Source organism: Bradyrhizobium sp. AZCC 1577 (assembly GCF_036924575.1).
Lineage (GTDB): Bacteria > Pseudomonadota > Alphaproteobacteria > Rhizobiales > Xanthobacteraceae > Bradyrhizobium.
Window position 1 is genome coordinate 6,285,416 of record NZ_JAZHRQ010000001.1, and the last position, 13,480, is coordinate 6,298,895.

At 58.0% G+C, this 13,480-nt stretch carries 14 protein-coding genes; 1 reads left to right on the forward strand and 13 read right to left on the reverse strand.

What is annotated here, in order from left to right:
- Window positions 1-55: 55 nt before the first annotated feature.
- The 6 genes from V1278_RS29675 to V1278_RS29700 form a co-directional block, all read right to left on the reverse strand.
- Window positions 56-1,195, reverse strand: a complete 1,140-nt coding sequence (locus V1278_RS29675) for a DegT/DnrJ/EryC1/StrS family aminotransferase (protein WP_334383154.1) — start codon at window positions 1,193-1,195, stop codon at window positions 56-58.
- 51 nt (window positions 1,196-1,246) lie between these two features.
- Window positions 1,247-1,759 (reverse strand): glycosyltransferase, encoded by a 513-nt coding sequence (locus V1278_RS29680; protein WP_334383155.1) that lies wholly within the window; start codon window positions 1,757-1,759, stop codon window positions 1,247-1,249.
- Window positions 1,756-2,160, reverse strand: a complete 405-nt coding sequence (locus V1278_RS29685) for a UDP-N-acetylglucosamine--LPS N-acetylglucosamine transferase (protein WP_084029681.1) — start codon at window positions 2,158-2,160, stop codon at window positions 1,756-1,758. The genes V1278_RS29680 and V1278_RS29685 overlap by 4 nt, the downstream gene beginning before the upstream one ends.
- 327 nt (window positions 2,161-2,487) lie before the next feature.
- Window positions 2,488-3,348: a glycosyltransferase gene (locus tag V1278_RS29690; protein WP_334383156.1), complete on the reverse strand. Its 861-nt coding sequence runs from the start codon at window positions 3,346-3,348 to the stop codon at window positions 2,488-2,490.
- 85 nt (window positions 3,349-3,433) lie between these two features.
- Window positions 3,434-3,592: a hypothetical protein gene (locus tag V1278_RS29695; RefSeq protein WP_334383157.1), complete on the reverse strand. Its 159-nt coding sequence runs from the start codon at window positions 3,590-3,592 to the stop codon at window positions 3,434-3,436.
- Entirely contained in the window at window positions 3,589-4,530 is a 942-nt protein-coding gene (locus V1278_RS29700) for an NAD-dependent epimerase/dehydratase family protein (protein WP_334384289.1), read from the reverse strand. The genes V1278_RS29695 and V1278_RS29700 overlap by 4 nt, the downstream gene beginning before the upstream one ends.
- On the opposite strand from V1278_RS29700, the gene V1278_RS29705 reads away from it, so the two are divergent.
- Window positions 4,411-4,662 (forward strand): hypothetical protein, encoded by a 252-nt coding sequence (locus V1278_RS29705; RefSeq protein WP_334384345.1) that lies wholly within the window; start codon window positions 4,411-4,413, stop codon window positions 4,660-4,662. The genes V1278_RS29700 and V1278_RS29705 overlap by 120 nt on opposite strands.
- On the opposite strand, the gene V1278_RS29710 is transcribed toward V1278_RS29705, so the two are convergent.
- From V1278_RS29710 to V1278_RS29740, 7 genes are all read right to left on the reverse strand, one after another.
- On the reverse strand, window positions 4,659-5,768 hold the full coding sequence (locus tag V1278_RS29710) for a DegT/DnrJ/EryC1/StrS family aminotransferase (RefSeq protein ID WP_334383158.1): 1,110 nt from the start codon (window positions 5,766-5,768) through the stop codon (window positions 4,659-4,661). The two genes, V1278_RS29705 and V1278_RS29710, sit on opposite strands and share 4 nt — an antisense overlap.
- A gap of 131 nt (window positions 5,769-5,899) precedes the next feature.
- The gene (locus tag V1278_RS29715; RefSeq protein WP_334383159.1) at window positions 5,900-6,394 is read right to left on the reverse strand and encodes an acyltransferase; all 495 of its coding nucleotides are present in this window, start codon (window positions 6,392-6,394) and stop codon (window positions 5,900-5,902) included.
- 38 nt (window positions 6,395-6,432) lie between these two features.
- On the reverse strand, window positions 6,433-7,950 hold the full coding sequence (locus tag V1278_RS29720; protein ID WP_334383161.1) for an oligosaccharide flippase family protein: 1,518 nt from the start codon (window positions 7,948-7,950) through the stop codon (window positions 6,433-6,435).
- A gap of 3 nt (window positions 7,951-7,953) precedes the next feature.
- Window positions 7,954-9,015 carry a Gfo/Idh/MocA family protein gene (locus tag V1278_RS29725; protein ID WP_334383162.1) on the reverse strand — a complete coding sequence of 354 codons (1,062 nt, stop codon included), beginning with the start codon at window positions 9,013-9,015 and terminating at the stop codon, window positions 7,954-7,956.
- Window positions 9,016-9,255: 240 nt separating this feature from the next.
- Complete coding sequence (locus V1278_RS29730; RefSeq protein WP_334383163.1) at window positions 9,256-10,680, reverse strand: HlyD family type I secretion periplasmic adaptor subunit; 1,425 nt, start codon at window positions 10,678-10,680, stop codon at window positions 9,256-9,258.
- Window positions 10,677-12,884: a peptidase domain-containing ABC transporter gene (locus V1278_RS29735; protein WP_334383164.1), complete on the reverse strand. Its 2,208-nt coding sequence runs from the start codon at window positions 12,882-12,884 to the stop codon at window positions 10,677-10,679. Before V1278_RS29735 ends, V1278_RS29730 begins: the two co-directional genes overlap by 4 nt.
- A complete protein-coding gene (locus V1278_RS29740) occupies window positions 12,862-13,173 on the reverse strand; it encodes a hypothetical protein (protein WP_334367633.1) in 312 nt (103 codons plus the stop codon). Before V1278_RS29740 ends, V1278_RS29735 begins: the two co-directional genes overlap by 23 nt.
- Between the last annotated feature and the right edge of the window lie 307 nt (window positions 13,174-13,480).

Consider the following 13,480-nt stretch of genomic DNA (forward strand, 5'->3'; position numbering starts at 1 on the left):
AGCGGACATTGTGCGGATGTCGCGGGGACAGTACGGCCACTCCCCGCACCCACGGTCATTGCCGCAATTCCTGTCTGAGACTATCAGCAACGCGAACTACATCCCCCTCGGCCATTTGTGCGTAGATCGGAAGCAAGATCGCGCGATCCTGCGCGAGTTCGGATTGACGCAAATCGTGGCGCTGCTCACCGCTTGCATAGGGCGCCTCGCGGTGCGCGCACATGATCCCGCGTCGGGTGGCAATGCCTTGATCAAGAAGGTTCTGCATCAGCGTTCTCTGATCGACCCAGTCCGGCAGGCGCACGCAGTAGCTCTGCCAGTTGGATCGGGCCCACTCCGGTTCGTGCGGCAGGATCAATCCTTCCAAATTGCCCAGGAGTTCGCTGTAGCGGGCCGCGAGTGCGCGCCGACGCGCAATCAGATCAGGAAGCCGTTCGAGCTGTTTTCGCCCAATGGCAGCCTGCATGTCCGTCATCCGATAGTTGAAGCCGACAAACAGGTAGTTTTCGAAGATGACTTGCGGTGAGCCGTGCCGCACCGTGTCGGGCACGTCCATTGCATGCTGACGCCATAGCCTGAGCTTGCGGTCCTGATCGGGATCGGACGTCGTCAACATGCCGCCCTCGCCGGTCGTGATGACCTTGCGAGGGTGGAAGGAGAAGCAAGCCATCGCTCCGTGCGGCTTCCCGATGAACTCCCAATCGCCATGGACGTTGATCTGGCTGCCGATTGCGCAGGCGGCGTCCTCGATCAGAGCAACACCATGGCGATTTGCCAATACGACAAGTGAGGTCAGATCGCACGGCATGCCCATCTGGTGAACGGCCAGGATCGCACGGGTGCGTTCGGTAATGGCCTCAGCCACGCGCGCCGGATCCAGATTGTAGGTGGCAGGATCGATATCGACAAAGATCGGGGTCGCGCCGCAGTAGCGGATGCTGTTGGCGCTTGCGATGAAGGAGTGGCTCGCGGTGATCACCTCGTCGCCGGGCCCAACGCCCAAGGCAAGCAGTGCGAGATGCAGCGCAGTAGTGCAGTTTGACACCGCAACTGCGTGAGGCGCGCCAACCATTGCGGCGAATTCGCGCTCGAAGGCCGCCACCTGCGGCCCTTGCGATATCCAGCCGGAGAGAGTGACCTCGCGCGCGGCATCGGCTTCAGTCTCGTCGAGACACGGTTTTGCGATCGGGATCATGAAGCCAGCGCCTCTTGTCTACGGGGGATCAACGTTTTACCTGACTCTGGCCTACGATGAAATGTCTCTATTCTCGAAACCAATGCGGCCGGTCTCAATAAATGTCCGAATTGTAGATATGAGGCGTGGCGACGCTAGCGCGCTGAGCCGCTCGGGCTCGTCGGAGATCTGGTGTTGATCCAGCTTATCGACCAACTCATGTTCGGTGAAAGCAACCATGATGCAGCCTTGTTCAGCGAAGCGCTTTGCGGTTGCGAGTTGGTGGTCGTTGCGGTGTTCGCCCAGACTCGCCCGACGAGGCATGACTATGATCCGCTTTCCAAGCTCGAGAGCAGTAATAATGGAGCCCATTCCGGCATGGGAAATCACAAGGCTTGCCGCTTCGACGCGTTTCCGGAATTCGGTCGGATCGATAAACCGCTCTGCGCGGATATGTTTGGAATGGTAGTCTGATGGGCCCGTCTGCGCAAAGACATCCGTTCTTCCGTGCGCGCCGGCCCACTCGTCGATTGTTCGGATCAAACGGTCAAACTGCCCCTGCGTTCCGACTGTCGCGAAAATCATAGCACCGAGCCTGTGTAATGGGGTCCATTAGGTCGCGCCAGGTGAGGCCACTGGGTCAACCAGAGGTCAGCGCAACGACCAATTCTGTCTCCAGACATCGAAAGCCGTTCGACGTTGGCGATGCTGTCGAGCCAGATGGTGCGCGCACCCATCATTCGTCCGAACCGCAGCGCTAGGTATCCCGGAGCCGCACCGGTCGAAACCACGATATCGGGCTTTTCATTCCAAACGATCCAGGCCAACCTGCCCGCAGCCTTCAATAGCGCGATCTTAGTCCAGCGGTTGGCATCATTGACCAGGTAGAATTTATGGCCTGGCACCTGCGCGCGATATGACTCATGGACAGTGACGAACGTGACTTCGCAATTCTCGAAAGCGCGTTTGATACGCAATAGCTGCACCCAATGCCCTCCGCCCGAAGAGACCGCCAGCAACCTTGTGCGAACGCTGCGCGGCTGTGGCGTGCTGTTATTCCGCAACCTCCTGCGGTGAAAGACCGTGCTCCGAAACATCGGCTGGCCTCCTAAAACGCTGCGAGACTCGTACGGGCCCCTGCGGGTCGGATTTCGGCTCGCGCCCGGGGATCCCTGCATTTAATTTATTTAGTTTAAATTCAATATTCAAAATAAAGGTCGGATTATTTAAAATCAAGATATTTCTCTGTAGTAAACGCGCGGCCGATTTCATCACCCCGATCGAACACCGAGCTGGCGTACTCATTTACGCGTTCATTTAAGTGAATCTGCCGATAGCGCTGTGCGGGAAGTCTCGTCGCGTTGCCAGCGATGAACTCCACTACGCAAATCTATGGTCGCCCTGCACCGGGCGGCAATGTTGACAGCACAATAAATTAACAATCCGGGCCACAAATGAGGTTTTTTGAACAATGCAATAAGCGTCCGATTATTGCCCTCCCCTCTGTTCACGCGCAGCTCTGGAAAGCGCCGGGCGAGCTCGGATGTTCCCCTATAGGCACGAGTTCTGACTGCGATCAGTTGCAGCACAGTACGTGGGGGGAATACCGTGGACCTCGCGTATGGCAGCGTCTCTCGCTCTTCTGGTTTGAACTGAAGGCGAACATAGGTATCGTCAGCAATGACGTGGGGAAACTGTCCAAATCGCCTACGCCCCGCCTCGGATAAGGCGTAGACGCCGGACCCACCAATCCCCTCGCGCGAAGATGGCAGCCGTGACCGAATTCCGTAATATTTGCGAACGAGCCAGGAACAGCCCGTCAGATTGATATGGGGTGTGGGTGCTACCGCCAAAACGTCGCCTTGCCCTAGGCGTCTTGCCAGAGCTCGAATAGCATCGACGGTAATAACAATATCGGCGTCAGCGTAGATCCGCGGAAACACGCCTGAAATTTGATCTCCCAAGTTCAGGGCGTCTGTTTTGCTTGCGATATCCGATTCGACAACATGGACGGTTGGACCGAAGCGCCGGGCGACGTTCGCGGTGTCATCTACACACCCGTTACAAACAACGACCACGCCGATTTCGCCCGAAGCCGAGTTGGTGACCCATGGATTCAAGGTCCGTGCAATCACGGAACTCTCGTTGTGGGCTGGGACGACGATCGAGATCATGACTAGCCAGGTCGAAGTGGATTAAACTTGAGTGCGTCTTTGAGGCTGCCATAGCTTCGGTCAACCTCGAGGCACTGCTTCAGCCTCACCATGTGACCTTGCGCGGGTGCGGTGCGGGCAAACGTTGCACTGACAGCGTTGCGAAATCCACCTGCGAACCTTGCGACACCCATCCCGACAGCACCGCCGCACTGGAGGCGTTTGCCTCCTCATCCGCGAGCAGCGGCAGTGCTTTCGATATCACGAAGCCACCGTCTCCCTCTGGTGGGTTGCCACGAGCGATCCGCGTTCGGCTCGCCACCATTTCACAAGATCGCCAAGCCCCTGTTCGAGCGGCACACTCGAGCGGAAGCCCAGCAGGCGCTCCGCCTTCCCTGTCGAGGCCAGCCGGCGCGGCACCGGATTGACCGATCGCTCCGGCGCGAATTCCGGCGTCAGGCCACGGTGACCCATCACTGATGCAAGAGCCCTAGCAAGCTGAAGCAGGCTGGTTTCGGTCCCGCTCGCGACATTGAACACCTGGTCGGTAAGCTTTGCCTTCGCTCCCATAACATTTGCGCGAGCAACATCGCGAACATGGACGAAATCCATGGTTTGCTGACCATCGCCGAAGATGATCGGGGGCAGGCCGGCTTCCAGGCGCTCCATCCAGCGGATCAAGACCTCGGTATAGCGGCCATGGATGTCCATGCGATCGCCATAGACGTTGAAATAACGGAAGGCGACGTAATCGAGCCCGTGCATTTCATTAAACGTGCGCAACAGCCCTTCGTTGAACGCCTTGGCCGCCCCATAAAGGGTACGGTTGTCGTAGGAATTCTGGCGCTCCGTCGTCGGGAACTCCTCCGCCATGCCGTACACCGATGCCGAGGACGCAGCGATGACTTTTTCGACATTATGCTCGACGCACAATTCCAGGAGATCGAAGGTTGCATCGACCATGACTTCCATGGCAAGGCGCGGCTCGGCCGCACAGTGGGTGATGCGAAGTGCTGCTTGATGAAAGACAATGTCCGCCGCCTGCACCAGCCCTGCCATGAGCTCACGGTCGCGGATATCACCGTGAACCAGACGCACGGGCCCGCGCGAGACGGCCCGCCGGAGGTTTTCCGGCCGCCCTCGCACCATGTTATCGAGCGCAACGATTTCGGCGCAGCCTTCGTTGCACAGCAGGTCGATGATATGCGAACCGATAAAGCCGGCTCCGCCCGTAACCAGAATGCGCCTACCCTTCAGATCAGCCAAGATGCCCTCCTATTGTTTGGTCTCGGCAAGCAGACGTGCATGACGTTCGCTTCGACCGGGATGCCTTAGGCAGCCTCGACGACTGCCGCCCTCTGTAGCTGAGCCACGACCTCCGCAACCTGATCCGGCCGCAGTTCCGGATAGATCGGCAGCGAGAGGAATTCGTTCGCCAGCCGCTCAGTGACGGGATAATCGCCTGCGCGATAGCCTAGATTCGCGTAGGCCTTCTGCAGATGAACCGGAACGGGATAGTGAATGCCCACGCCAATCCCGCCTTCCTGCAGCACCTTCAGCGTCTCGTCGCGCCGAGGCAGCCTCACCGCATACACATGGTAGACGTGCCGGCTGTGGGTCGGCGCTCGGGGACGTTCGAACGGAAGCTTCTCCAGCACAGAGTCATATTGCATGGCCACTGTCCGGCGCCCCTCGGTCCAGGATTCGAGGTGGTCCATCTTGACGTTCAGCACGGCGCCCTGAATGCCGTCCATGCGGAAATTGTAGCCGGCGACAACGTGATTGTATTTGGATTCCTGGCCCCAATCACGGAGCAGCGAAATTCGTCGAGCGAGGTCCGGGCTGTTGGTAACGACCGCTCCGCCCTCTCCGTACGCTCCAAGATTCTTGCCCGGATAGAAGCTGAAGCAGCCGAGATCGCCGATGGATCCGGCGCGCCGACCCTTGTATTCTGCACCATGAGCCTGCGCCGCGTCCTCGATGACGACAAGCCCATGGCGGCGGGCGATCTCCATGATCGGATCCATGTCCGCCATCAGTCCGTGCAAGTGCACGGGCAGGATCGCCTTCGTTCGAGGCGTGATCGCGGCTTCAATCAATTCCGGGTTCATTGTCCAGGAGACAGGGTCGACGTCGACGAAGACCGGTTTGGCGCCGCTGTACAGGATGGCTGCTGTCGTAGCGACGAACGTCATCGACACCGTGATCACCTCATCGCCCGGCCCGATGTTGGCCGCGAGCAGCGCAAGATGCAACGCCGAGGTTCCGCTATTGACCGCGCGGCAGTGATCAACGTTGCAATAGGCCGCAAAGCGATCCTCAAAGGCGGCGACGTCCGGTCCCAGAACAAATTGAGCGCTGTCGATGACCCGCAAAACCGCGGCATCAACCTGTGGCTTGATTTGGCGATATTGAGCCTTCAGATCCAGAAAAGGTATCAAGTGGTTATCCTCGCCGGGCAAGCCCGATCCATTAAATTCATTTAAACCATTATTTTCGGCAAAATTAAATCATATAAACGGGGCAATGAAAATAGCCGCGCAGGGGAATTTAGGTTGAATTTAATCCTTGATTAACGGTCCGCGGATTCCATTGCAACGTGGCGCGGTTCTCGAACCTGCGCGGGTACGCCAGCAACAATAGCCCGTGGTGGAACGTCCCTTGTCACCACCGAGCCGGCGCCCACGATGGCCCCGGCGCCGATCGTAATACCGCAGAGAATGGTGGCGTTGGAGCCAATGGATGCCCCGCGGCCGACATGAGTTCGTTCCACCTTCCAGTCTGCTGGTCCCTGCAGCTTGCCGTCCGCAGTGGTGGCCCTCGGGTATTTGTCGTTGGTGAACATCACGCCATGCCCAATGAAAACCTCGTCCTCGATGGTCACGCCTTCACAGATGAAGCTGTGCGAAGATATCTTGCAGCGCGCGCCGATTTTCGCGCCGATCTGAATTTCCACGAAAGTTCCTATCCTCGTGTCGTCTCCGACCGAGCAGCCATAGAGATTAACGAGGTCCGGATGGAATATTCGGACGTCGCGACCGAGCTGCACGTCCTTCGCGATGGGCATCTGCTATCTCCAAGCTCTTCAACAACCTTGCAACAGTCTCATAGACGCCGCAGCCTAAGCCACGGCGCACTCACGACCAACCCACCTGCCGCTCGATGAAGATGGTGCAGCAAGGGATGTCCGGTAACCATCAGCCCTAACCACCAGCAGAAGGCCGCGACACCGCCCGCAGCGATCAGGCCCACGAAGGACGGTACGATCCTCGCCTCGATGAGCGCCGCGCAGACCATGACGCCTGAAGCGGTCATAACAGTCACCACGGCGCTCTTGAGCAACGCACAAGAAAGGTGTTTTGGCTTAATGGTAAGCCGTCGCCCGATGAAATACAAAGCCACCGCAGCCTGGAACGGCAGGGTCAACAATGCTGATGCTGCCACGGCCTGGGCCCCAAAGAAAGCGGCACACAGAACGACGAGAAGTGAGGGCGGCAGGGAGATCAATGACGAAGTTAGCGCATCGCGCACGCTTCCGGTAGCCACCAGTGTAGGATAGGTCAAACAGGCAGCGAACAGGGCCAAATTCGCGACGCAGAGCAAGCGAACCAGTGGCACGATTTCCAACCAGTTCTGACCGAGCAAGATCAGAATGATCGGATGCGCCATGATCGCGATGAAGAGCAGAAAGGGCCATTGTACAACCGAGAGCAGCTCAACCGCGTCAAGATAGGCAACCCTCAAATTCGATGCATCTTTGCGTCTCGAGACAAGGGCGGGCATGATGATGGGATTCAAAACCTGCACAACGAGCTTGTCGAAAATCTGAGTTATACTCGTGGCACGGCTGTACAAGCCGACAGAAGTAAAGTCGAGAATCTTCGCCAAGAAGAGCTGCGGCGACAGGTTGTACAGCACGTTGATGACGCTTACGCCGCTGGAATACAGGCCGAAGCCCACGACATCGCGGAACTGTGCAACTGAAGGCCTGAACGCGCCGAGATCGCGATGCTGCCTCAGCAACATGATAGTCAAGACCACGTTGCCCGCTACGCCGCCCCAGACCGGGGCCATAAAGCCAAAGCTCAACATTGCTAGTGCTATAGATACCGCGGCCCCAACGGCGCCCGATCCAAGATTGCAAATGGCGAGCTTTCCAAACTCCATATCGCGGCGAAACAGACCGGTAATCGTTCCCGAGAACGGTACAAGCAGGAAGCTCAGCGCCGAGACCGCGATCCCTTTCTGCAAACTTTCCTGCTCGAACAAATGTGACAGAACGCCCGAAAGTGCGAGCAGCGCCAGCCCGACAAGTGCCGAAATTCCAAATGTGACCGTAAAAGCAGTCTGCACACTGGCGCGCGACAACTCGCGCTTCTGAATCAGGTAATTGGCACCTCCGAACTCCTGGAAGGACGCGGCAACGACTGCCGTCACAGCATTGACGACCGCATAGATACCGAACTCAGCGGGCGTCAGCAGACGTGCCAGCACGGCAATAGTGACCAAGAACAGCACAAGATTGCCGTACCGTTCGATCGCGGAAAAAGCGATCGAACGGTGCACCGAGCGTTGCGAACCTGGCGCAACGCTTGACTGATCGGGCTGATCGAGGTCGCTCATGTATCAGGCCATCGCTCTGACCGGCCTTACTGGGCTTCGCCTTCCCGTCAGCGGAACGGGACGGCCCTGGTCGGCTATCGAACGTGATGCCGCCTCAAGAATTTCGACCACACGCAGGCCCGACATGCCGCCGGAGATTGGCGGCGATCCTGTACGCACGCAATCGATAAAATGCTCGATCTCGGTCAGCAGTGCCTCCTTCGCGGAGATATGAGGCGCCCACATGTCACCGGCACGATATCCGATCCGGAATTGATGGGCATTCTCGGACGAACCGCTGAGGGTAATGCCCTTGTCATAGACCTTGATCTTTTCGCTCGGCTCGAGATCGTCATAGACGATCATCTTCTTGCTGCCGCCTACAAAGGTTTGACGAACCTTGATGGGGGAGAGCCAGTTAACGCTCACATGAGCCACGCATTTGCTATCAAAGAACAGCGTGATATGGGCCATGTTCTCCGGTGTGCCGGTCACATGGCACGACCCCGTCGCCGAGACAGCTACAGGATCCTCATTCAGAATGTATTGAATGATCGACAAATCATGGACCGCGAGGTCCCAAATGACATTGACATCGCTTTGGAACAGCCCAAGGCTTGAGCGCGTACTGTCGTAGTAATAGATGTCGCCCAGTTCGTCCTTTTGCACGAGCTCGCGTATCTTCTGAACTGCCGGCGTGTAGAGAAACGTGTGGTCGACCATCAGCGTCAGCCCACGCCGATCAGCCTCATCGATTAGTCGGCGCACCATTTCCGCGCTTGGTGCCAAAGGCTTCTCCACCAGAACGTGCTTGCCGGCCTTGAGAGCTGAAAGTGCCAATTCGTAGTGTGTTCGCACTGGAGTAGCGATGACGATCGCATCGATGCTCGGATTCTTGAGCAGGTCCTCGTAGCAACCAGTGGTAGCTACTCCCGGATAGAGGCGCTCGCTCGCTGCGCGCTTCTCCGGATCAAAATCCGCGACGCCGACGACGCGAGCGGACGGATTGCCGACGAAGTTGCGTACAAGATTCGGCCCCCAGTAGCCGTATCCAACAACGCCTATTCCAACACGACTATCTTGCATGAGCTGTCCTCGATTCCTTCTTCCTGTCTTAACTCCGGCTCGCGGCGCCGCAGCAGGCGCTTATCGAAATGGTGGGTTTGCGACCAGCAACCGCGCTCGCGCAACCAGCACGGCCGGAGACCTCTCGCCGCATAGGTCACCAAGTTCGAATTCGTGACGGCTCACTCGGAGCCCCTGCAACCAGTTGAACGCCAACTTTTGAACCCATCTTCATGAAATGACTGCCATGCTATGATTGCTTCAGTATTCGCGGATACTTTCGTCCAATCCACGTAGCAATGGATAGAGAAAGTAAGAGATCACGCTGCGTTGCCCGACCTTCATTTCTGCCGTAACAGCCATCCCGGGGATCAGCTGAGCACGCGCGGAGGGCAGCCGAAGTTGCACGTCGGACAAATCGATCAGTACGCGGTAATAGGGAACTGTCGTGCGACGCGCAGCTTCGGCTTTAGGATCTGGCGCAAATGAGTCCTGGCTGATGACGCGGACCGTTCCTGTTCCCGTCCCGTATTTCTGGAACGGGAAAGGCTCGAACTTGATCCGCACCGGCTGGCCGATTGACATCTGTCCGACATCCCTGCCCTCGACGTTGACCTCCGCCTGAAGCGGTACATCTCGCGGGACGAGCACGAAAAGCGTTTCCGCCTCGCGCACGACCGAACCGATCGTACGGCTGGCGATCTCGAGCACGATGGCGTCTGCCGGGGCCCTTAATACGATTAGTTGTCTGCGCAGTTCGACCTTCTTTAGCTCTTCCGATGCGCTGTCTCGCTTGGTCAGCGCCTCGACCAGGTCCTGGTACGCTGTGCGGCGAAAATCCTCGGCGAACACTTTCTGGTCGGCTCGTGCTTTGTCGACCCGGTGGGTGTAATCGGCGATATTGCCGCGAACACGAGCCAGATTGCTTTCGACGTCGAGGCGGGCATCGCGGGAAAGCAGGAAATTCAGCTTCGATCCGACTTCCTTGTCCATCAACGTGCTGCGCATTGACTCGATCGACCGCATGTTATCAAGCCGCTGCACCAGGACCGCTTCTTCGTTCTGCGCTGTCTTCAAATTGGCCCGAGCGGAAGCGATCTGCGCATCGAAATTCTGCATCTGCGCTTCGCGCGCCGACTTCCTTTGGAGGAACATCTTGTGCTGCAGGACAGAATCGGCATCGCCGAAATTGGCCACGACATAATCGGAGCCAGCCAACTCAGCTTTCAGACGAGCAATCGATGCATCGAAAGCAGCAACCCTGTTTCGCAACTGGTCGTGATCCGCCTGCGAGAATGTCGGATCGAGCGTCGCCAGCAGGTCGCCGCGGTTTACCCTATCACCAGCCTTGACATGGATCTCGCGGATAACCGAGGTCTCAAGCGGCTGCACCACGAGATTCGGGCGCATGGTAACCAGCTTGCCCTGGGCCGTTACAATCATGTCGACCTGTGACACCGTGGCCCAGGTAACCGCAGCTACAATCAGCGCAAGGATACAATAGAGCGTGAGGCGAGCGAATCGCGGTGGCGATCGTTGCTCTACCTCGATCGCATCGGACTGGAATTCGGCAATCACGCGCGGTTGTCGGGAGGCCCTGAACAGCCTTCCCCGGCGCCGCTCAACCTTTCGGGGCTGCGCCAACTTATCCGCTTTCGCAACGGCTCGCGGTTTCTCCGTGCTCATGCGATTTGCTTCGTCTGCTGGTTCCAGAGATGTCGGTAGATAGTGCACTTCGAAAGCAAATGATCGTGACGATCCACGTCAACGATCTGACCTCGGTCGATCACCAGGATTTCGTTGGCGTCCGCGAGCATCGACAGCCGATGCGAAACGATAATAACGGTTCGTCCCTCGGCGATCCGTCGCAAATTGCGGCGGATGATCATCTCGCTTTCGGAATCGAGCGCACTGGTTGCCTCATCGAGAATGAGAATACGGGGGTCGGTGATGAGTGCCCGGGCGATCGCAAGACGTTGCTTCTGCCCGCCCGACAGGTTTGAAGCGTTCTCTTCAATGATCGTATCGAAGCCACGCGGCAAGCGCTCGATGAATTCGTCGGCGCCGGCGAGCTGCGCGGCCCTCACCACTTCGGCAAACGTCGCATCGCGCTTCACGCAGGCGATGTTGTCTCGAACCGTGCCTCGAAACAGAAAGCTATCCTGCAGAACTACGCCGAGATTCCGGCGCAGATGCTCGAGCTCAAGCTCCCGGGAATCGTAGCCGTCGATCCGCAGCAAACCCTGCTGCACCGGATACATTCCAGCAATCAGGCGCGTGAGCGTTGTCTTGCCTGAACCACTTCGGCCGACTATTCCGAATACCGAGCCAGGCGCAATCGAGAACGACACGTCATTCAGCGCCGGCGCACCTTCGGCACCGTACCGAAAGGAGACGTTTTCGAACTCGATTTTCCCGGTCAGATCCGGCCGCAACCCGTCGCGGTTGCCGTCCCTTTCCGGCTTTTGGTTCATCACCTCGCCCAGCATTTTAACGGCCAAAGCGACTTCCTGATATTCGTGAACCATGGTGACCATTTGAACCAGCGGCCCAGAAACCCGCCCCGCCAGCATATTGAAGGCTACCAGTGCGCCGATGGTCAGTTCGCCGCTAAAGACGTCGAGCGCACCCAGGCCAATGATCCCGAGCGTCATCATTTTCTCGAGAAATCCGGTGACTGCCTGGGCGGTCGCTGAAATCTTCTCGACTCCGAAACGCATAGACACAGCTTGTGCACAGCGGTCGTCCCAAGTCTTGCCCTGCAATGGCTCCATGGCCAGTGACTTCACGGTGCGCATGCCGTGTACGGTCTCGACCAGCAGCGCCTGCCGCGCACCCTCCGCTTGGTACAAGTCATAAAGTCGCCGGCGGAATGGCCCCATCAACAAGGCAACAACGAGACCGCTGAGAGCGGTGAAGGCCAGAACGACAGAGGTCAGCTTCAAGCTGTAGAGCGCCAGTACCGGGATGAACACCAATAGCGACAACGCGTCGAGCGTTGTCAGGAAGAGCCGCCCCGTCAGGAATTCACGAATTCGCCCAGCCTGCTGCATATGCTTCACGAGAACGCCGGCCGAAATGTGCTCGAAGAAGGTTACAGGCAGGCCCAGCAGATGGCCGAATGTCTTGGTCGCTATGCGGATGTCGACCTTGTTCGTCGCATAGAGCAGCAGGTAGCGCCGCAGGAAACCGAATATCGCATCGAAAGCCAGCGCAGCGGCGGCGCCGGCCGCCAGCACATAAAGCGTGGTGAAGCTCTCATGCACCAGGACTTTGTCGATGACTAGCTGAAAGAAGATGGGGAGCGCGAGACCGAGCGCGTAAAGCAGCACGGCACAAATGGCGACATCGGTGAACAGCCGCCACTGACGCATCAGGTCGGGGACGAACCAGCGAAGCCCGAATTTCTTCCGGCCATCCGACAATATGTTTTCGCGTTTTATCAGAATGGCGTCCCCCCGCCATCGCGCGCAAAATTGCTCTTGGCCAACGACGAGCGGCTCATTCTGACGCTCGGCAAGCGGGTCAAAAACAACAACCGCCGCGGTGCCATCGGACATCTCCGCAGCGCGAAGAACGACGACCCAATTACCGTTCGAGAGACGGAGCAGAACCGGGTATGCCTGTCCCATCCGGAAGAGAACGCCCCAATCGAGCTGCGCGGCCTGCGCGCGCAGGCCCGCCTCCTTCGCCATCCGCAGCAGGAGGTCCACTGACGTCGGAGTGCCGTCGACCGCATAGGCATGCCGCAGGCGCTCGGCCGGCAAATCAATGCCGTGGTGAGTGGCCACCCTGGCAAGACAGTCTAGCGCCGTCTGTGGACACGCGTCCTGCGACGCCACTTCCAACGCGCCAGCACTATCGGTTTCAGCGGAAATTGCTTGAGACATTCGGAGACCGTGGGCTATTCGGAGTAGGTTGGCCCGTAGGTGAACCAGCATGTGACGGTTCGGTGCGCCGAACTGCGCCAGCATCGACCAGGCCCTGAAGTGCCTTCTGCATCACCTCGACCGAGTTCGCGAACGACTCCACCGAGAAGATCAGTCTTTGACGGAATACCCGCTTCGGAGCGTTGTTGGCGTCCCGTTCCGTCGGTGAAAGACTGAACAGGTCCACACGTACGATCGAGCCGCCCACGGTGATTTCACCGATGCCGTCCGTAAAGAGTTCCGCTTCCATTGTCGTGACTCCTATGCTGCCAATTCTGGCCTGATGATTGGGTCAGCGCCGTAGCTGATCGAATTGAAGCGTCGGTCGCAAACAGCCTCGAGCCGACGCAGATAGGTGCCTGTGTCCGAGGCTAAATCGTAAAGGAGGATCGGAAAGCATTTTGCATCAGCAGCATGGCAACCCGACAGAATAATAATACATTAATCTGTATTTAATAGCGCCGTCAATTCGATTCTAAAAATTAAATGAGGTATCGTTTATAGGAGACGGCGATCGGGCTGATTCAATGTAGCGGCGGCGGAGCGCCATTCTGAAC